17 protein-coding genes and 1 other annotated feature are annotated in these 18,083 nt (G+C 47.0%); of the genes, 3 read left to right on the top strand and 14 right to left on the bottom strand.

Going from position 1 to position 18,083, the window contains the following annotated elements:
• Window positions 1-8: 8 nt before the first annotated feature.
• The 8 genes from BLR88_RS07900 to BLR88_RS07865 form a co-directional block, all read right to left on the bottom strand.
• Entirely contained in the window at window positions 9-1,061 is a 1,053-nt protein-coding gene (locus BLR88_RS07900) for a type II secretion system F family protein (RefSeq protein ID WP_082705926.1), read from the bottom strand.
• The gene (locus BLR88_RS07895) at window positions 1,009-2,136 is read right to left on the bottom strand and encodes a GspE/PulE family protein (protein ID WP_057898202.1); all 1,128 of its coding nucleotides are present in this window, start codon (window positions 2,134-2,136) and stop codon (window positions 1,009-1,011) included. The genes BLR88_RS07900 and BLR88_RS07895 overlap by 53 nt, the downstream gene beginning before the upstream one ends.
• A 114-nt stretch (window positions 2,137-2,250) precedes the next feature.
• On the bottom strand, window positions 2,251-4,230 hold the full coding sequence (locus BLR88_RS07890; RefSeq protein ID WP_091260396.1) for a YVTN family beta-propeller repeat protein: 1,980 nt from the start codon (window positions 4,228-4,230) through the stop codon (window positions 2,251-2,253).
• 63 nt (window positions 4,231-4,293) lie between these two features.
• Complete coding sequence (locus tag BLR88_RS07885) at window positions 4,294-6,360, bottom strand: hypothetical protein (protein WP_057900261.1); 2,067 nt, start codon at window positions 6,358-6,360, stop codon at window positions 4,294-4,296.
• A gap of 177 nt (window positions 6,361-6,537) precedes the next feature.
• On the bottom strand, window positions 6,538-6,984 hold the full coding sequence (locus BLR88_RS07880; RefSeq protein WP_091260373.1) for a universal stress protein: 447 nt from the start codon (window positions 6,982-6,984) through the stop codon (window positions 6,538-6,540).
• Between the two features lie 129 nt (window positions 6,985-7,113).
• On the bottom strand, window positions 7,114-7,431 hold the full coding sequence (locus BLR88_RS07875) for a YlbG family protein (RefSeq protein WP_091260372.1): 318 nt from the start codon (window positions 7,429-7,431) through the stop codon (window positions 7,114-7,116).
• A 266-nt stretch (window positions 7,432-7,697) separates the two neighbouring features.
• Window positions 7,698-8,180 carry a YlbF family regulator gene (locus tag BLR88_RS07870; RefSeq protein WP_057898199.1) on the bottom strand — a complete coding sequence of 161 codons (483 nt, stop codon included), beginning with the start codon at window positions 8,178-8,180 and terminating at the stop codon, window positions 7,698-7,700.
• Between the two features lie 43 nt (window positions 8,181-8,223).
• A complete protein-coding gene (locus BLR88_RS07865; protein ID WP_091260370.1) occupies window positions 8,224-10,170 on the bottom strand; it encodes a helicase-associated domain-containing protein in 1,947 nt (648 codons plus the stop codon).
• 77 nt (window positions 10,171-10,247) lie between these two features.
• Window positions 10,248-10,517 (top strand) — a binding site (T-box leader).
• On the opposite strand from BLR88_RS07865, the gene ilvA reads away from it, so the two are divergent.
• Entirely contained in the window at window positions 10,517-11,533 is a 1,017-nt protein-coding gene (gene ilvA, locus BLR88_RS07860) for a threonine ammonia-lyase (protein ID WP_057898197.1), read from the top strand. It overlaps the preceding feature by 1 nt.
• Before the next feature lie 157 nt (window positions 11,534-11,690).
• On the top strand, window positions 11,691-12,185 hold the full coding sequence (locus tag BLR88_RS07855; RefSeq protein WP_254778261.1) for a PaaI family thioesterase: 495 nt from the start codon (window positions 11,691-11,693) through the stop codon (window positions 12,183-12,185).
• Between the two features lie 236 nt (window positions 12,186-12,421).
• Here BLR88_RS07855 and BLR88_RS07850 read toward each other — a convergent pair whose 3' ends face one another.
• From BLR88_RS07850 to BLR88_RS07840, 3 genes are all read right to left on the bottom strand, one after another.
• The gene (locus BLR88_RS07850) at window positions 12,422-12,964 is read right to left on the bottom strand and encodes a hypothetical protein (protein WP_057898195.1); all 543 of its coding nucleotides are present in this window, start codon (window positions 12,962-12,964) and stop codon (window positions 12,422-12,424) included.
• 181 nt (window positions 12,965-13,145) lie between these two features.
• Window positions 13,146-13,541 carry an Asp23/Gls24 family envelope stress response protein gene (locus BLR88_RS07845; RefSeq protein WP_057898194.1) on the bottom strand — a complete coding sequence of 132 codons (396 nt, stop codon included), beginning with the start codon at window positions 13,539-13,541 and terminating at the stop codon, window positions 13,146-13,148.
• A gap of 92 nt (window positions 13,542-13,633) precedes the next feature.
• Window positions 13,634-13,906 carry an ArsR/SmtB family transcription factor gene (locus BLR88_RS07840; RefSeq protein ID WP_162265004.1) on the bottom strand — a complete coding sequence of 91 codons (273 nt, stop codon included), beginning with the start codon at window positions 13,904-13,906 and terminating at the stop codon, window positions 13,634-13,636.
• A 116-nt stretch (window positions 13,907-14,022) separates the two neighbouring features.
• On the opposite strand from BLR88_RS07840, the gene sleB reads away from it, so the two are divergent.
• Window positions 14,023-14,778 carry a spore cortex-lytic enzyme gene (gene sleB / locus BLR88_RS07835; protein WP_091260368.1) on the top strand — a complete coding sequence of 252 codons (756 nt, stop codon included), beginning with the start codon at window positions 14,023-14,025 and terminating at the stop codon, window positions 14,776-14,778.
• Window positions 14,779-14,877: 99 nt separating this feature from the next.
• On the opposite strand, the gene BLR88_RS07830 is transcribed toward sleB, so the two are convergent.
• Genes BLR88_RS07830 through BLR88_RS07820 form a run of 3 tightly spaced genes read right to left on the bottom strand, consistent with a single transcriptional unit; the run spans window position 14,878 to window position 18,026 of the window.
• Window positions 14,878-15,612 (bottom strand): glycosyltransferase family 2 protein, encoded by a 735-nt coding sequence (locus BLR88_RS07830; RefSeq protein WP_057898191.1) that lies wholly within the window; start codon window positions 15,610-15,612, stop codon window positions 14,878-14,880.
• A complete protein-coding gene (locus BLR88_RS07825) occupies window positions 15,575-17,056 on the bottom strand; it encodes an alkaline phosphatase family protein (RefSeq protein WP_091260367.1) in 1,482 nt (493 codons plus the stop codon). The genes BLR88_RS07830 and BLR88_RS07825 overlap by 38 nt, the downstream gene beginning before the upstream one ends.
• A gap of 46 nt (window positions 17,057-17,102) precedes the next feature.
• Window positions 17,103-18,026: an FTR1 family iron permease gene (locus BLR88_RS07820; protein ID WP_057898189.1), complete on the bottom strand. Its 924-nt coding sequence runs from the start codon at window positions 18,024-18,026 to the stop codon at window positions 17,103-17,105.
• Window positions 18,027-18,083: the final 57 nt, after the last annotated feature.

Here is an 18,083-nt window from a genome sequence, read left to right as displayed (position 1 = left end):
CTTTGGCTCTATTTCAGTTCGCCCATCATTTGCAACACCGGCAAAAAAAAGGACAAAACAACGATAAGCACAACTCCTCCGACCAACAATAGAATAAGTGGCTCTAACCATCGCATTGTTTTCTCTACCTGTTGTCTTATCTGCCTCTCCATTTGTTCACTATAAAACAATAAACATTCGGCTACCTTCCCCCCTTCTTCCCCGAGTTCAACATAACGCACCAGTTCTGAAGTGAAGCAGCTATGGAATTGCAGGGCACGGCTGAGAGGATGGCCGCGCTTTAGCTCTGCCTCAATCTGCTGCATGATGTTTCTAACGAATAGCCAGGGCGCTTTCGCCTGAAACAGCTGACAAACTTCCAGCACGGAAATGCCCGCCTCAAGCAAAAGCCCACCTTGCAATGCAAAATAGTGAGTGATTTTCAATTTGAGCCAATAACGCAAAATAGGCACACGCAACATGAAAAACATAAGCGACTCTCTCTTCCAAAACAGCCAAATGACGCCCGTCCCCAATGCCGCCCCTCCCATAACGGCTATGCCGGATGCCGGCAAAACGGAGAGCACGCGGATAAACCATCCTGTTAGCGGCGGAAGCGGAAGATGCATCGTATCGTATATGGAGAACAAATGAGGCAAAGTAATATGAAGCAAAAACCAAAGACATACGCAGGATAACACCAGCAAAAGCAAAGGATAGCTGACAAGTTGACACAGCTGATGTTTCCAGATAGCGCGCCGCCTGTAATAACGCGCAGCGAACGCTAAGCTAGAATCGTAGCGACCGTGTTGCTCCCCAGCAGCCACAAGGGAAAGAAATAAAGGCGGAACGTTTATTTGTTGCAAAGCGGCGGAGAGCGATGCACCACTTTCAAGCTTTTTTTGGACACGCAGCAATTCTTCTCGTTTTCTTGGAGTGAAATGATGCAGAATCAAAGAAAGGCTTTCAAGAAGCGGAATACCGGCCGCAAGCAAGTAAGACAAATGCTGGCTCAAATACGCAAGCGAATCATCGGGCCAGCGCGCCCGTCGGAACATACGCTTGATATTGCCCCTGCTCATCTCCCTCCGTCACCCCTTCCGCCAATTTCTGTTCCAGAAGGGATGAAAGAAATACGAATCCACTTTCCTCCAGATATCGACGCATTACGGCCGCAGAACAACGGTTTAAAATATACGGCTGAAACTCTTCATCAATTTGCAGCACTTCGTAGACGCCGACACGCCCCTGAAAGCCCGTGCTGTGGCAGGCCGTACAATCCACAGCTCGACCGTAGCAACGCAGGCATCGTTTGCGGATAAGACGCTGTGCAATCACCCCGGTAAGCGCCGAACTAACAAGGTAAGGTTCAATCCCCATATCCAACAACCTCAAAACAGTACCTACTGCGTCAAGCGTATGAATGGTGGAAAGAAGCAAGTGACCAGTTAACGCGGCTCGCACTGCCACTTCTGCGGTAGGCTTGTCCCTGATTTCGCCAACCAGAATCACGTCAGGATCCTGCCGCAGCACCGCCCGCAGCCCCTCATGAAAGGACAGACCGGCCCGCGGATGAATTTGCACCTGGTTAATACCCGGGATACGATATTCAACCGGCTGCTCCAAGGACACAATGTTCCGCCCACGCTGCTGCAATTCATGCAACATCGTATACATGGTCGTCGTCTTTCCGCTTCCTGTCGGACCTGCAATCAAAACCATTCCCTGCGCCTTCGCAAGCATCCGGCGCACTCGCAACACATCCGTTTCGTTCATGCCAAGCGAAGCCAACGAGCGATACTTCGTATCATGAGGCAAAAGGCGTAGCACGATCTTCTCCCCGTAAATCGTCGGTAATGTAGCTACCCGCACATCGATAGAGCTGCTTCTACCTTCCCGACTTTTTGTCTGAAATGCGAAGCCACCGTCCTGAGGCAATCTGCGTTCGCCAATGTCCATCCCACTCATTAATTTAATGCGCGAAACAAGCGGCGGTCCCCACCCTTCTTCCTTCCATTCCATCTCCTGCAAATAGCCATCGAGACGAAACCGAACCATGATCCCTTCAGGCACTGGTTCCAAATGGATATCGCTTGCGCCATATTCGATTCCTTTTTCGATCAGTTCTGTCACATATCCCGTTACATCTTCAACCATGATTCCAACCTCCTTTTTTTATAAATTATACCATATATTGGTAAATTTTAAATAACTTTCCTAAAATTTTACACAAAAAAAGCCGCCTTGCTTTTAAGACGGCTTACGTATCGCTTATTCAAGTGAATTTACATATTCAATAAGGGCAGAAATTTCTTCGTCGGACAACCCCTTAACATTTCCGTGCTTCCCTTCTTTATTACGCGTAACAAGCACATCGTAAATCGTTTTGGCGCTACCATCGTGCAAATATGGCGCAGTAGCCCATACTCCGCGCAATGTCGGCGTATCAAACAATTCCTTGCTCCGCGGATTGGTGTAGTTGGCGCGCGGATCGCCTGGTGTACCTTTATCAAGCTGGCTTGCTGTACCAACATCATGAAGGAATTGCGTATTAGCTGTCGTCAGCTTGCCTGTCGCATCCACCGCTTTTACGCTATCGGTCATCGTCTCTCCGGCATGGCACGTAATGCAGCCCGCTTTGCCTTCAAACAACACCTTACCCTGTTGCGCTTTCACAGTTAGTGTACCGTCAGGGTTACGGTACGGACTTTTCGGCACCGGAAACGAATCCGAGTACTCCAGATATGCTTTCAAAGCGGTAAACATTTCTTCAACTTTCGGGGGTAATGGTTTGCCCGGATCATACGCTGTCAAACCGCCCATCTCCCCCTGTACGGTCAACAGATAATCCGTAAAATCATCCCGGCTGCCGTCCCACATAAACAATCCGGTACGCATCGCCAGCACATTGCTCGGTACGTTACGCGGACCTTTCGGGGTCATTAGTGTTAATCCGTTAATGTCCCCGTCCGCATGGCAAGACGCGCAACTCATCCAGTTATTCCCCGTAATCGGTGCCGCAAATTTATCGCTATTCGCGCTAAAAAATATGGTTTTCCCTTTCCGGACAAGCGGCGGCAATGAATCTTTGGCAATCAACCGCAACGTTTCAGGCTTTGCTTTCGCTTCCGCATATGCCTCATTCCCGCCCGTTTCAATGCGAGCTAAACTGTGGCTCATTGCATTGTGCACATACAGTTCGTTTCCATCGTTCGACAGCACCATCCCCCGCGGGTTATCGCCCGGAATGCGCCGCACGATTTGAGTCGCCTTACCGCCCCGGACCAAGTCAAATACAACCAAATCTTCGCTGCCCGACATAAGCACGAACGCTTTGCTTGCATCCGGCATAAATGCTACATCGGCCGGATTAGACACGATTATCGTTTCATTTTTTACATCTCGCACATCCATTTTCTCAAATAATTGTTTACGTTCCTGCTTGATTTCTTCATCTTTTTCAAGATCGATAACCGAAATCGCCGGAAAAACAGTTTCCTCAAAATGAATCGGCGTATCTGTATTTGTTACAAGATGCGGTACCCAAGCGGTCTTACCGTCAGGCGCAATCACGAATTGCTCAACCGTATTTGGAAGCCCCTGGCTCTTTTTGCGATCCTCTTTATCCGGAGAAGGAGCTAAAGCGATTATTTTTCCCACTTTTTCTTTGGAAGTATCAACCACGCTAATATGCCCGGACAAATAGTGAACCGTATACAGTTTTTTTCCGTCCGCGGTTAACGCCAGCCCGCGCGGTCGTTCCTCAACTTTTATCGTTTTTGTTACTTCTCGTTTCTCAGGGTCAATGATAGACAATGTGGAAGAACGGTAATTACTAACATATATTTTTCCTCCGTCCGGACTCGTCACGATGCCAAACGGTTCGATACCGACCGGAATCGACGCCGTCACTTTTTTGGCGGCGATATCAATAACATCAACTTTGTTGTCAAACATACACGTAACGTACAACGTTTTTTCATCCGGGCTTAACGCCAATTGACGCGGTTCACGGCCTACCGCAATCTCTGCGGTAACTTTGTTCTGCTTCACATCGATCACCGATACGGTGTTAACATCAATATTAGCCGTGTACAATACATCCCCGGCCCGATTTTTGACAATGCTATTGCTTGAAACCGGGGCATTGCGCGTCACCGTTTCTTGCGTTACAGTCTCTTTCTCGCTGCATCCGCTCAGCATCATTAACAGAACGAACGCGGCGGCAATCCAAATTCTCCATTTCCTCATTTTTTCTGCTCCCGCATTTTCTTTTTCTATAATAATAAACAGCAAAAATAGGAGGATAGCCTCCTATTTGCTTTTCACCTCAACCGGAACAAGTACCGGCGCGATACCATATTTACCGTGACCGGCTTGAATCTGTGGCACGTTATCACCATCTGTATTACCGGACTTGTCGCCTTCTTTATAAAAGTCTCCAGTATCCCAGAATTCGCTCGTCTGCATGCCCTGGTCAAGCGCCGGGCCATCAATTACGCGATCGTAAAAATCGACGTAGCGCGAAATAATGGTCTTGCGATCAAGTGCCGGAATCTTTTCTTTATCGGTTTCTATGTTATGCAGGGAAGCAATACCCATACGTAATGCTCCAGAAACACCGCCTGCGACAACGGCATCATACTCGTATTGATCCCCTGACGTTTTATATGCTTTCACTTTATCGTCCCACATGTATTTATCCATAGCCGCGTAAATTTTCCGTGCTGCCTCACGATATTTTGGATCTTTAGTCGCTAGAAACGCAGCCGTCAAGCCACGGATGGCGCCGGTTTGTGCCTTCAGTGTCGGCGCATCTGCGTCTTTGCCTTTGCCCACTGTCCAACCGTTAGCCACCAATCCTTTTTCATCAATCATCTTGGAAATGATAAAGTCAGCCTGCTTGCGGATCATGTCAAGCGCGGCTTTTCCTTCTTTTGTCTCCAATCCTTTGGCATCGTCCCCGCTGGCGTAGCCAACCGGTAAGCCATCAAACGCACGTTGGAAAATGCGTAACGCTTCCATAGCATATGCGGCATCAAATGTATCCATATGCATGCCCTGCTGCTTACCATCATGTTCAGCAATAAACACGCCTTCCTTATCATTCCAGTGCATCATCTGAATATTTTTGAAGATTTGCAACAACAGGTCACGGTTAATGGAATACGGATCATCCGAGCGAATATCGTTATCTGCGCGGTTATCAATATTTTGCTTCGGCGCAGCCGGGAACGGCTTTCCGTCATATACGGCACGGAATGCCGGATTCGTGTTTGCATTAGCTTCCCGCTGATCTGTCATACCAAAGTATTCAGACAAAGCCCATAACATCAGCCACTGATCCTGTAGCAAGCTGCGCGGATCTTTCACTTCAAGCGACGTAGCTGCCGTATATTCCTTATCTCCGTTTTCCGTAACGGCAATGGCATGCGGCAGGTACACAAGCTGCTTCTTCGGATCATAAGAAGCGCCTTCCGCTTTGCCTAGTTTTCCGGTTTGTGGATTATAAAACAGGGAATCCCGGATATATGCAGCCTTGTTCCACATCTGCTCGGACATGATTAAACCTTGAAGACCATCAGTAGAGTCTCCGCCAAAGGCAATGTTCGGGTTTTCGTCATCTTTATCCGTTTTTGGTTCCACTTCCTCTTCCGTGTCTATCGTGTGCATTGCTCCTAAAAAGTCGCTCGCCCATAGCGCTTGTTTCAAAAAGACGGAGCCATACGCAGCCGGAACCAGCGTTTTATCCATCTTATCGCGATCCCACCGCAGCGTTTTAAAGTCGACCTGATATTTCGGAATGTATGTACCGTTCTCACCGTCGGCAAATTTCGATGTGTCCACAGGCTGAATATAGTGCGGATCGCCTTTGCTGTACTCAATAAACGTCGGATACATGTTGCGCGGAATTTCATCCGGCTTATGTCCTGCAGCATTCGCCAACTCAATAAAGCGCTGCGCCAACATTTCATTCTCTTTCTTGCCCGCCTTCTGCGCCAATTGTTTGATCATTGGCGCGTGAATCATATGAAGACCAAGGCCTGATTTTTCCACAACTTCGTACATCGCCTCTTCCGAATACTCATACGATTCAATTCCGGCCGTGTAATCAAAGACAGTCGGCTGATCAACTTTCGCCGCATCCAGCACATCCAGATCTAAGCCAAGCGCTTCTACCATCGGCTCGCCCGACAGTTCAAATTCCGTATAGGCAAACATATTGCCGGCCGTATCAAAAGTATAATCTTTAACCGGTACGGAAACGTTTTGTTTCGCTTCCTGTTTCTTCGCCTTAGTGTCTTCCCCTGTCATGGCTGCCTTTTCATTCGTACCGCAGCCGCTCATAAATGCAAGCACGGAAGCTAAGCTTATCGACATGACCGTGCGAAACGGGTATTTTTTCTTTCTCTCTTGCAAACCCCTTCACTCCTCTATCCTCTATTATGAAAATGATTCTCATTATCTGATTTTAAGTATAATTGTCTTCCTAAAAAAAGACAAGAAAAAATCATCCCCGCTAAAAAACAGGAATGATTTCCTTTTGCTTGCATTGTATTACTTCACAATCAACACCGGGCAGGTCGCTAGCTGCGACACTTTGTGGCTAACGCTGCCGAGCATCATTTCCTTAAAGCCACTCAGCCCGCGGCTGCCGATCACGATAAGCTGATATTTATTTTTATCCGCGTAATCCACGATTTGCCGTGCCGCATCTCCCTTTAGATAGACAGGCGTTGCCGCCACCCCTTGCGCCTCGGCTTTTGCTTTCGCCTTATTTAGCAATTCTTCGGCTTCTTTTCTCATCGCTTCATTAAAATCAATATCATAATGTTTAGAAATATAAGCCATTTCTCCGACCATATACGGCGAAACGACAACTTCTTTTCCCACATGAAGCAAGCTGAGTTCAACTTGCTCTTCTTTTGCGATGGCAAGCGCCACATCTAGCGCTTTTTCTCCCATTTCAGAGCCATCAATTGCTACTAAAATTTTTTGAAACATACATTACTTCCCCCATTCTGCAAAATCCCTTCCCTATTATTCTAAAACAATGTTACACTGTTTTCCAACAAACAAAAAGGGGAACTATAACAATTTTGTTACGAAACGGAATGCTGCCTGTTCTCTCATCTATCGTTCGATTGCTCCTCCCCTGGCGATAGACAAGATTTGCGATTCTTCCATTTTATAGTCGAATTCTTTCGCTTTATCTGGCTTTGCATTATCATAATGTACCGGAATTTCATGGCGGTAAGACTTCTCCACCTTAGTAACAAAGTCAAGCCGGGAAATTCTCTCAATCGTTTCTTCTAACGTATCTGCGGCGATATACATGGATACATAATTCAACCTACGGGATATGTAATGAATATTGCCAAACTTGCGCAAGTTACGAGCCACTTTGATATTCTTGACATACACCGCAAGCCCGACACGTCGCTCTCTCATTCTCCGACTCTCCTTTTTCGTATAGTATCCATCAGCGATGATTGTTATCAAACACTGAGGCTCTAAAAAATGACAACTTTATAAGTTCCCTTAGTTCTAACTTATACGCTATAAAACCTCACTTGCTTGTATCAAGAATATAATATCATCCATTCTGACATTCCTATCTCTGCCCGCAAAAGCGCGGACATATTAAATCAAATGTACATCAGGCCGCCTGATCTCTCAAGCGGCCCTTGCAAGACAGAAGGAGCAGCCTCCCATCTTTATATCCCCTTTTTAACGGTGCAGCCACAACTACCGCCCGTCCCGCACCCGCCGCTACCACAGCCACCACCCGCCAATTCATACAGCGGATTGTTACTCGGCACTTTAATGCTCGCAGAAACCGCGTCAGCGATGGTGCGGCTGATACGGTACAACAACTCATCCAGGTCATTTTCCGCTTTTTTGAAAGCGGCGACAGTTGCTACTTTTTCCATCTCTCTTTTTTTCTGCCGAATCTCGCGAGTGACTCTATCATAATCTGGATGGTATTTTCCGAATCGCTGCACTTCCTCATACGCTTCCTTCATGCGGTTGAAGGAAGCAATCTTCGCTTCCGCCTCCGGGTCCTGTTCCATCCGCCTGCGGAATTCCAGGTACCGTTTCATTTCCTCAGAGGCCACGAGCTGCTCTCCGATGCGATGCGCTCGTTCCATCACTTCATAAAAATCAAGCGGTGATACAGTCGCTGTCTGACCTGACATATTCTCACCTCGGTATCATTGTACCATGTTGCATATTCTCTGCCTAGTCCTCGTTCCAAAGGGCGGGCAGCTCTAATTTTATTCTCCCTACATTCTCCATATTTATGTTCTCCATCCGCCCTTCCGCATCAAGCGTCAGCCGATACGCTCCGCCTTCTGCGCGTATATCAAGCACGCGGGCGTTTTCTATAGGCCGGTTATTAATTTCCAGCTTTAGTCGGATGCCAAGCGAACGCGCAGTCATAAGCAACGTGCGAAGCGTTGAATGATGATATCGTTGGAAATTTTTGTGCCATATCGTCGGTACATCTTTTAATTCAGGCAAAACATCTTCAAAAGCAGGGAATACAGATTCAATCTTATATCCGTTCTCCGCAAACCCAATAGAATGCGAGGCGTGCGATGGAAACCGTCCCGCTTCACTCGGCTCTTTTGCCGTGCTTTTTTGGTTTATATTTATCTCGCGGAGCGTGAAAGCCTCTCGCAACGCTGCTTCCTGCGACGCATCTACAATAAAATCTTTTTCGCCGATTCTCGCACGCCAATACGGAGCAAATTCCGGCAAAGCGGCTAGCTGTTGCGCCGTTTCTGCATCCGGACAGCGCACGAGCACTACTTGTTCGAGCATGACGCTTGGTTCGCTCCGCATCCATTGCTCTAGTTGCACGCGTACATTATCCGGAACCTCAAGCTGAATTTGCTCAAGCAAACGGATAAGCGCTTCGTTCTCTTCTTCCCCCTTCACCGCCCGCACTGATTGCCGTGTCAGGCGAAACACCCATACTTCCTGCTGCTCTACCAGTTCTGCATACCTGCCAAGACGCCAGCGCACCTCATATGATGCATGCGGCAGCAGAAGCACTTCAAACGTAGGTTGGACATACCCGATACCATAATTCGCTACGGCATTTTCCTCATTGGCTGTCAAATTCATATTCCAGCGCATAGACGCGTCCATTCCTTCTCCCGTCCTAGAAATAAATCCAAAAGCGGTAAGCAAAGCGCATATATTTTCGGCAAACACCTGCCAGTGTTTGGACTGATTGGCCTGGCTTTTCTCCCGCAAAAGCCTATTTTCCGCTGCCTGCAATTCATTCAGGGAAAACGTGTTCACACCTTTCGCTTCCATCCAATCCAAAATGACAGGATTACAAGGCCCCAGCCTGCCTAGCTTTTCTTTCACTTGCTGATAAACACGGCGCTGCACATCCGCTTCCGCGCCATGAAACAGCCGGGCCGCCGCCGTTTCATGGACAATATACTCCAGCCCGGTTTCTGACTCCCGCTCACGCAATAAATCCATCTCAGCAAGCAATTCCAGAAAAAATCGCTCCCGTGCCGCACCGTCTCCACACGCTTCCGGATACAGCGGGGCGAACCATTCTTCCGCATACGGGATAACTGCCTGCCAAACGCGACGCATTTTCATTGTCATCGTTTTCTTTTTAGTAAGCGCGATCGGTTTGTGGCGATGCGTTTGCAACAGGCGGAAAAGCACATGAACAAGCGGCGTAACAGATTGGAACTCTGCATCTACGGATATTGCTTGCGTTTCTGACAGCACCCGCGGCAAAAGCCAAGCGCGCCATGCTCTCTGCACATCATACGGCGCCAAATATACTACTTCCCCCCACAGACGCCGCAGCGTATAAATAAGTCCGCGCCGTCGTAATCCGGTAAGACCCGCGTATGCAACAATCGGCGACACTGCTTTCGCATATTCCTCCATTTGCCTGTACGTCACAATATCTTCTCCAACGCGAAACAAAAAATGCAACCATACTTCTTTTTCCTCTCTGGATAGTACCTGCCAAGTCTTCTCAATGGTGCGCGCGTCCTTTATGTAAGCTGCTATTTCATCAAGCGGCGCCTCCGCCTCCCCGAATGTGAACGGCCATGCATTCTCTTCCGCGAGTCTCCACAACAGCCGCGTATTAAGCTGCTCAAAAACATCCCTTATCTTCATCGTTCCACCTTCGCTATTTATCATTTTTCCCTCTTGCGGGAAACAAATTGATTTGTTATAATTTCAACAACTTTTCCAAATTATTTATACTCTAATATTCAGAATAACCTGTGATGAGGACACGTGATTTCCTTTCCCGTTCCCCAGAGAGCTGACGGTAGCTGCGAGTCAGTGAACGGCAGGAACATCATATCCCCTCTGAGGTGTCATCCGAACATTGCAGTAGGAGCGACCGGCTTTCCTCCGTTATCAGGAACGGCGTATGATGGTACGCTGAATAAGGTGCCGCTGTATGTAAGTATACACATTTCTGGTATGGAGTTAAAACACAGCGGAATCAGGGTGGTAACGCGAGCAATCTCGTCCCTGTATGGGACGGGATTTTTTTATTATTATTGGAGGTGGTTTCCTTGGGAATTACGAAGTTCAACTTGCACAAGTACAGAAAGCTGGCGAACGTCTGAAAGGAGTGATCCATAAGACACCGCTTCACCTTTCGCAAACATTCAGCCGGATGTGCGGCTGCGAAGTATACTTAAAACTAGAAAACTTGCAGAAAACAGGGGCCTTTAAAATCCGCGGCGCCTATAATAAGCTCGTCAGTCTATCTTTAGAAGAAAGGAAACGTGGTCTGATTACCGCTTCTGCGGGTAACCATGCACAAGGTGTGGCGCTTGCCGCCCAAAAATACGGTATCCCTGCAACCGTCGTTATGCCAGCGCATGCTCCAAAGACAAAAATACAGGCAACAGAAGGATACGGTGCGCGCGTCGTGCTGCATGGCGCCACATATGACGATGCCTGCGCCAAAGCTAGGCAAATTGCAGCGGAAGAAGGGAGTACGTTCGTGCACGCGTTTGATGACCCGGATGTCATCGCCGGGCAGGGAACCATTGCGCTCGAAATATTTGAAGCGAATCCTGATTTGGATGTCATTGTCGTCCCGATCGGAGGCGGCGGTCTTATCAGCGGTATCGCCGCAGCGGCCAAGGCGCTCAAACCTTCCGTCAAGATCATCGGCGTTCAACCTGCAGAGGCAAATTCCGGCTACTTATCCTGGAAGGCAGGAAAACAGGTGCTGATTTCACATCCCGTTTCCATCGCAGACGGACTGTCTGTAAAAATGCCGGGAAAACTCCCGCTCGCCATGATGTGCAAATTCGTAGATGATATTATTCTTGTGACCGAAGAAGACATCAAGCAAACCATGCGCTTGCTGCTTGAGCGAAGCAAAGTGTTAGCCGAGGGCGCGGGCGCTGCTGCCCTATCTGCACTTATTTCAGGCAAGCTTTCCCTGCCAAAGCAAAAAGTCGCTTTCGTAGTAAGCGGCGGCAACGTGGATCTCACCCGTCTATCTATGCTCGCCTCCCAGGCGCTCGTAGGATAGAGACTATCTCAAAAGGTCATTTGATCGCAAACGGAATGCAATATTTTCTATGCGTATATATGGTAACGCAAAAGGGTGCCCCATCATTTTTGGGACACCCTTCTTATTTTTTAGTTATAATAAAAAAAACATTCCACTATTAAGGAGATGATGCAAAATGCAGAAAGATCAGGAATCATTGCTAGAATTTATCAGAGATACATTGAAAAACGGTACGGAAGACGAACAGCAAATTCTCTACCTCGCGCGCCAAGCTATCGAATATATGCGTGATCGCAAACGCAAAACTGCTTATTTGTCCGGTTTTCTCGGATTGCAGGGAGAATATCTGGAAGATGGAACATATCGTTTTGAAGTGCCGATCACCCCGTTTATGCTCAACGGTTTAAACATTGTGCACGGCGGTATTACGGCTACATTGGCTGATGCAGTCATGGGCTCAGTTGCAAGCCGATCGACCGGATATAAAGTAGTAACAACCGAGATGAACGTTCACTATTTATCGCCAGGAACAGGGGATAAACTGATCGCTACCGCGTCCGTTCTCAGAAGGGGCAAAACATTGTGCGTGTGTGAATGCAAAATACATAATGACCAAAGCCAACTCGTTCTGGCAGGTACCGGGACGTTTTATCTCATCGAGCCAAGATAGCATTCTTTGCACTCATCCATTGCTGAGCCGTCCATGTAGGTACATGCGGTGTAGCACCGTAGAACAGATGAGGTGATGACACGCCCCTAAACTTGGGTGTTGTCCAAAACGGAAACGGCTCGCGGACGCTAATACCCCAGGTATCTGACCGCTTCAGCCGTGTGGAGTGTCTGTCAAACCGGAAAGTACAGATAGTCCCTGTCCAAATCCAGCGTAAAGGAATGAAATACTACAATTTATTGAGTTTGATAAATCAAGTTTCTAATCTCGTGATCGTTTTCTAATGTTATCGTGTGCTGTCCTTTACTTGTAACATAAAAAGCAATCTCTCTGGTATTACCAACTACTTGATTTTTTGTAATTTTCACCCCGGAACTATGACCTTTAACAACAAATGATTTGTCTTGAGAAATCGTATACGATTGGTTTACTACTATGTTTTTGAAATAGAAATTAAATACTGGCTTGTTTACTGTTACGCCGTTTACTAAAGTCGGCACTGATGATTCAACTCTTACTTCGTATGCATCGCTTAATGATAAAGGAATTACATCCTTTTGAGAAGACACAACTTGGGCAGAATCCTCTACTTTGACATCTGATTTTTCTATGGTCACTTTGTATGCATCACTTAACGACAAAGGAATAGGTGCCTTTTGATTTACAGCATTTGCATCTGGGGATGATGAAGGTGTAGCGATTTCATTAGCACTAACTGATTGACCGCCAAACATCAAAAAAACTGTAAATAATGAAGAAAACATTATCGTTTTTCTCATAAAACCTCCCCTTTTCAAAAATTGTATTTTTTTCAATTTTTATACAAAATATTATAATGTACAATTATATGTTTGTAAATAACTAAAAATGACCTTCCCCTCACTATACAAGTAAAGGAAAGGTCATGGAATCAGTTGTATAAGCAAAAAGGCTTTCGGAAGACCGAACAGCCTTTTTGCTTTATTTTACGCGCTGTGCCGCCGACTCGGGCAGCATCTCTTTTTCCTGCTTTGGAAATTCCACGCCTTCTACTTTCACATTGACCTCGACTACGCGCAAACCTGTCATTGATTCAACCGCATCTTTTACATTTTGCTGTAGATTCCGGCATACTTCATCTATTTTCGAACCGTATGAAACAATAACGCGCAGGTCAATGGCCGCTTCAAATTCCCCGACTTCCACAGATACTCCCTTTTGCACATTCTTACCGCTGACCCTACGCGCCAGTCCCTCGGTAATTCCGCCTGACATCCCTGCGATACCCTCGGTTTCGCTTGCTGCGATTCCAGCGATTACGGCCACTACATCGTCCGCAATGCGTACAACTCCGTTTCCTTTTACATCATCGGTCATGGGAATTCCTCCTTTGTGTACCTAGTTAGTTTTCATTTTATTCTTTCAAATGGGCAATGACAACTTGTTTGCCGAAAGCGTCGTAAAATTTTCTAAAATGCGAGCAAGAATTTTGAAAGTTCCTCCATCTTCTCCCGCCGTACGCGGTAACACACAAACGTTCCGCGCTCCTCTGTTTCCACAAGTCCGCTATCTTTCAAGATTTTCAAATGGTGTGAAACGGTGGACTGGGCCATGCCAACAAGAGAAACGATATCACCGCAATAATATTCCTCCTGCTTTGCCAGCAAATCCAAAATGTTCAGGCGTATCGGATGACCGAGCGCCTTGCACACTTTTGCCATTTCCTCAAACTGATTATCCATAGTTCCCTTAACTCCAATCATTGCCTTTTTGTTCTCTTTTCATTATACACATGTTTTTCTTTCTTATCGTTCAAAATATGGATAACTACGCTCAAACTTTGTAAATGGAGGTTCCTATGAACAGAAAAAAGGGTGCATGGCTTGTCTGCCTTTGCGTGGCGTTCGTTTTGTTATACGCAAGTTTTCCCTGGATTCCACACCAGATTACACACGCTTTTAGCAAACAAACGGTGTATGTCGGCTCGTCTGGGCCAGACGTAAAGGAAATGCAAGGTCGGCTAAAGTTTCTTGGTTTCTATACAGGAAAAGTAGACGGCGTATTTTCATGGCGCACATATAACGCGCTGCGTAACTTCCAATACGAATTCGGTTTAAAAATTGACGGTATTCTCGGACCAAAAACGAAATTGAAGCTGTGGCAAGCGACGAAAAATTGGCGTCCTGGCCCGGGTGAAACCGCTGCTTCATCTCCGTCGCCGAAACCAAGCGAAAAGCTGCCAAAAACCAATATGGCCCTATCAAAAAACGAATTAAAAATTATGGCGAATGCCGTATACGGCGAAGCGCGCGGGGAACCGTACATAGGACAAGTCGCTGTAGCTGCGGTTATTTTGAACCGTACAAAGAGCCCATCATTCCCTGATTCCCCAAGCGCCGTCATTTTTGAACCTGGAGCTTTTACGGCAGTGGCGGACGGCCAAATCTGGCTGACGCCAAACAAAACGGCGGAAAAAGCGGTTCAGGATGCTCTTAACGGCTGGGATCCTACCGGTGGCGCTCTTTATTACTTCAACCCGGATACAGCCACATCACCATGGATTTGGACACGCCCGCAGATTAAAAAGATTGGAAAACACATTTTCTGCAAATAAAAAGCAAAGACAGACGTACCTCGCGAGTTTTTTGCTACTTACATGATAAGAAAAAACGTAGCGGGTGGGAACTTAGTTCCTCACCCGCCTGCTTTATTTTTATTCCTGCATTCTTGAATCAAAGCGGCCGGAATGCTTTTTCATGTCCGTCCGCCGCCATTCCCGCCAGATGGCCGGGAAGACATTGATCAAGTAACCCCAAAATGTAATAAACGATTCGCCCGTTTCTCTCACTTTGTATGGGATGTCTACTTCAGCGAGACGATAACCCTGGCGCACAATATTCATTGTCATTACCTGGGCGTAGTTATAATCATGAATAATGTCCATATCTCGCAACACCGGACGCGAAAAAGCGCGAAAGCCGGTTTGTCCGTCCGTAATCCATTTGCGCAGAAGCAACATCTGCAGCGCGGTAAAAAAGTAATTACCAAGCCGGCGATACAATTTCATGCCGCGCACGCGTCGACGAAAACGGGAAGCGAGCACATAATCTGCCTCGCCTTTCAAAATCGGCGCTACCACACGCGGGATATGATCAGCCGGGTATTCGTCGTCCGCGTCGATCATCACCGCAAGATCGGCACCCAGCCGATATGCTTCTTTCAACCCTTCGCGCACTGCAGCGCCTAATCCTCTGTTTTTGGAAAATGTCATAATATGTTCCGCGCCAGCGCGCTCCGCTGCTTCCACCGTACGGTCAGTCGAACCGTCATTGACAACCAGTATTTCCACTTTTACATCCGGATCAAATGCATGCGGCACTTTGGCAATAACCGTACCTACGGATGCTTCTTCATTGAATGCGGGAATAACGATGATAAGCTTCTTCATCTTCTATCGACTCCTCCGCTTTGAATGCTTCTTTTAGGATCGGTCCGCGCGCGTGATCGGGCAGCGGTACGCCTAGCAAAGCGCTAATGGTCGGGGCAAGCGATACAATGCTGCGAAATTCTTCCACCCGCTTCCCACGCTGAATCATTGGACCATGCATGAGAAACGGTACGAACCGCTCGCCAACATCCAGATGACCGTGTCCGCCAATCCCGTTTCCTTGGCCATGATCCGCCATAACAATAAACGCCGTTTCATCCATTTCGCCGCGCTTCATCAGCCAGGCGTGAAAATCAGCGATAAGTTCATCCGCTTCTTTTATTTTCTCTAGATATTCCGGGTATAGCACACCCCGGCTATGTCCGGTCTGGTCTACAGCAATCATCTGTACAACAAACAAATCAGGATTTTCCCGCTCGTAAATGACTTTGGCCTGCTCCATAATCTTTCTATCAACAATATCGTTGTGCGAAACCGCAGTGAAACTTTCAACATAATCACCGAATGCATCGATCAGATGCGCGCACCCGAACAGCACTCCCTTTTTTCCCTGCTTTTTCAGTACGTCGAATATGCTTTCCACTTTCACTAATAAACTCCATACCATATTGGATTTAATGCCATGTTCGCTCGGATACGTTCCCGTAAACATAGAAGAAAAGCAGGTAACGGTGCGAGCTGGATAAATCGTTTCCATCGTTTCATACACGGTTCCTTCCTGCATCAAACGATGCAAAAACGGCGCATCCGCTTCATAAAGACGCTCTTTGCGGCAACCATCAATAACAACCACAACCACCTTTTTTGCCAGCGGCTTTTTCGGCAAATCAGCCGGATCGGTATATGTTGGGTATTCTACCGGCTTCCAATTAAATAAATATTTGTGAATCATGTATGAAGCTACAAGCAGCGCCGCTGAAAACACCACTAGCTTTCCCAGAAGTGCCGCTGGCTCTGGCACATTATAAATCGCTGAAAAAACAAGAAGCTGAAGAAAAAACTTCGGCACTTGCTCAAAGACATTACCACTGGTGGAGTCCGTATTTTTCAAGAATAGTTTCCAGATACGCAAGAAATTCCACCAGGTTGTACCGATCCGCAAATGATAATACAATGTTCCCCAGAAAAACACGGTGAAAAAAATATACATACCAAGACTAAACAGCAACAGCCCTATATCGAGCACACCAAACAGCCAGGTCGCGGCAAGCAGAGGCAGCCATAAAAACCATCGTAAATACAATGGAAAATCATACGCATAATAAATTACAAACAACGGCAATAAGCAGAGTAGAGCCACAAAAAATTTATCTGTCTGCCAGTCGGTTGCCACATAGTAAAGAAATGCAATGCCCGTTACATATACAGGAGTAAATGTCTTCCCTTCGTTCAACACATTCCAGCAGCGGGCCGCAATAATTTCAAACGCTGACGCTTTTTTCATTGTCGTTCTCCTCTCCCGCAAAGATAAAAGCCGGCTGCGCCGGCTCTCATGCTTCTTTAATCTTTGCCTGACTCTCCTTCGCATACTCCATCCCTTCCGCCGCGTCTTTCCGTTCATTTCTGCCGCGTAAAAGCAGATACAGCCCTAGGAAGTATCCCCAGTAAACCAGGCATTCTTCCAGCGAAGGGGAGGATGCATATCCAAACAACGCTTTAAGGAAAACACCTACATCTCCGGAAATAACAGGCGTATGTCCCGTATCGCGAATATAGTGCTGCTCATCAATCGGATGCTCTGGCATAAACCACGTTAAGTCATATACATGAGGCACGAGCGATCCGAGAATGTTCATATCCTGCAAAATTGAAATCGCCTGCACGATTAATCCAGCGGCAATCAACACAATAAATGCTCCGGTTACTTTGAAGAAAGTTTTAAGCGGAATGCGCATTGTTCCGCGGAAGAACAGAAAGGAGACAACCGCTGCAAGCACGATGCCGCCAAACGAGCCCCACGTTTGCATCGCTTTTCCAATATCGCCACCCGTAATCGCCGCGAAAAAAAATACCGTCTCAACCCCTTCGCGTAAGACGACGAGAAATGCGTGAACTACCATGCCAATCACGTTGCCCGTCGTAATAAACCTATCATATTTGCCCTTCATTTCGCTTGAAATATCCTTCGCTTGCGCCGCCATCCAAAACACCATTTGCGTGAGCAAAAGACCGGAAATGATCATAATCCCCACTTTCATGTAGGTCTGTGCGCCCATCGTAGCGAAGCCATCCAACACTACCTGGAAGACCAAGGCGAGACCAAGCGAAGCAATGATCGCAAGCGCTGCACCTAACCATACGTATTTGGTGAATTCAGGACGGTTGACCCTCTTTAAATAGGAGGTAATAATTCCGACAATGAGCAACGCTTCCAGAGCTTCGCGGAACGTAATTAAAAAAGCCTGCAACTCCATGCTCGCCACTCCCTCAAAATCACTAATCAATAATTATTTTCATTCTCATTATAAGTG

Source organism: Aneurinibacillus thermoaerophilus (assembly GCF_900099925.1).
GTDB lineage: Bacteria > Bacillota > Bacilli > Aneurinibacillales > Aneurinibacillaceae > Aneurinibacillus > Aneurinibacillus thermoaerophilus.
This window is presented reverse-complemented; position numbering and strand designations above follow the sequence as displayed.

What these genes read in the sequence shown, in the direction of transcription:
- BLR88_RS07900 (WP_082705926.1), bottom strand. Translation starts at nt 1,061, where the DNA reads ATGAGCAGGGGCAATATCAAGCGTATGTTCCGACGGGCGCGCTGGCCC.
- BLR88_RS07895 (WP_057898202.1), bottom strand. Translation starts at nt 2,136, where the DNA reads ATGGTTGAAGATGTAACGGGATATGTGACAGAACTGATCGAAAAAGGA.
- BLR88_RS07890 (WP_091260396.1), bottom strand. Translation starts at nt 4,230, where the DNA reads ATGAGGAAATGGAGAATTTGGATTGCCGCCGCGTTCGTTCTGTTAATG.
- BLR88_RS07885 (WP_057900261.1), bottom strand. Translation starts at nt 6,360, where the DNA reads ATGTCGATAAGCTTAGCTTCCGTGCTTGCATTTATGAGCGGCTGCGGT.
- BLR88_RS07880 (WP_091260373.1), bottom strand. Translation starts at nt 6,984, where the DNA reads ATGTTTCAAAAAATTTTAGTAGCAATTGATGGCTCTGAAATGGGAGAA.
- BLR88_RS07875 (WP_091260372.1), bottom strand. Translation starts at nt 7,431, where the DNA reads ATGAGAGAGCGACGTGTCGGGCTTGCGGTGTATGTCAAGAATATCAAA.
- BLR88_RS07870 (WP_057898199.1), bottom strand. Translation starts at nt 8,180, where the DNA reads ATGTCAGGTCAGACAGCGACTGTATCACCGCTTGATTTTTATGAAGTG.
- BLR88_RS07865 (WP_091260370.1), bottom strand. Translation starts at nt 10,170, where the DNA reads ATGATAAATAGCGAAGGTGGAACGATGAAGATAAGGGATGTTTTTGAG.
- ilvA (WP_057898197.1), top strand. Translation starts at nt 10,517, where the DNA reads ATGGGACGGGATTTTTTTATTATTATTGGAGGTGGTTTCCTTGGGAAT.
- BLR88_RS07855 (WP_254778261.1), top strand. Translation starts at nt 11,691, where the DNA reads ATGCAGAAAGATCAGGAATCATTGCTAGAATTTATCAGAGATACATTG.
- BLR88_RS07850 (WP_057898195.1), bottom strand. Translation starts at nt 12,964, where the DNA reads ATGAGAAAAACGATAATGTTTTCTTCATTATTTACAGTTTTTTTGATG.
- BLR88_RS07845 (WP_057898194.1), bottom strand. Translation starts at nt 13,541, where the DNA reads ATGACCGATGATGTAAAAGGAAACGGAGTTGTACGCATTGCGGACGAT.
- BLR88_RS07840 (WP_162265004.1), bottom strand. Translation starts at nt 13,906, where the DNA reads ATGGATAATCAGTTTGAGGAAATGGCAAAAGTGTGCAAGGCGCTCGGT.
- sleB (WP_091260368.1), top strand. Translation starts at nt 14,023, where the DNA reads ATGAACAGAAAAAAGGGTGCATGGCTTGTCTGCCTTTGCGTGGCGTTC.
- BLR88_RS07830 (WP_057898191.1), bottom strand. Translation starts at nt 15,612, where the DNA reads ATGAAGAAGCTTATCATCGTTATTCCCGCATTCAATGAAGAAGCATCC.
- BLR88_RS07825 (WP_091260367.1), bottom strand. Translation starts at nt 17,056, where the DNA reads ATGAAAAAAGCGTCAGCGTTTGAAATTATTGCGGCCCGCTGCTGGAAT.
- BLR88_RS07820 (WP_057898189.1), bottom strand. Translation starts at nt 18,026, where the DNA reads ATGGAGTTGCAGGCTTTTTTAATTACGTTCCGCGAAGCTCTGGAAGCG.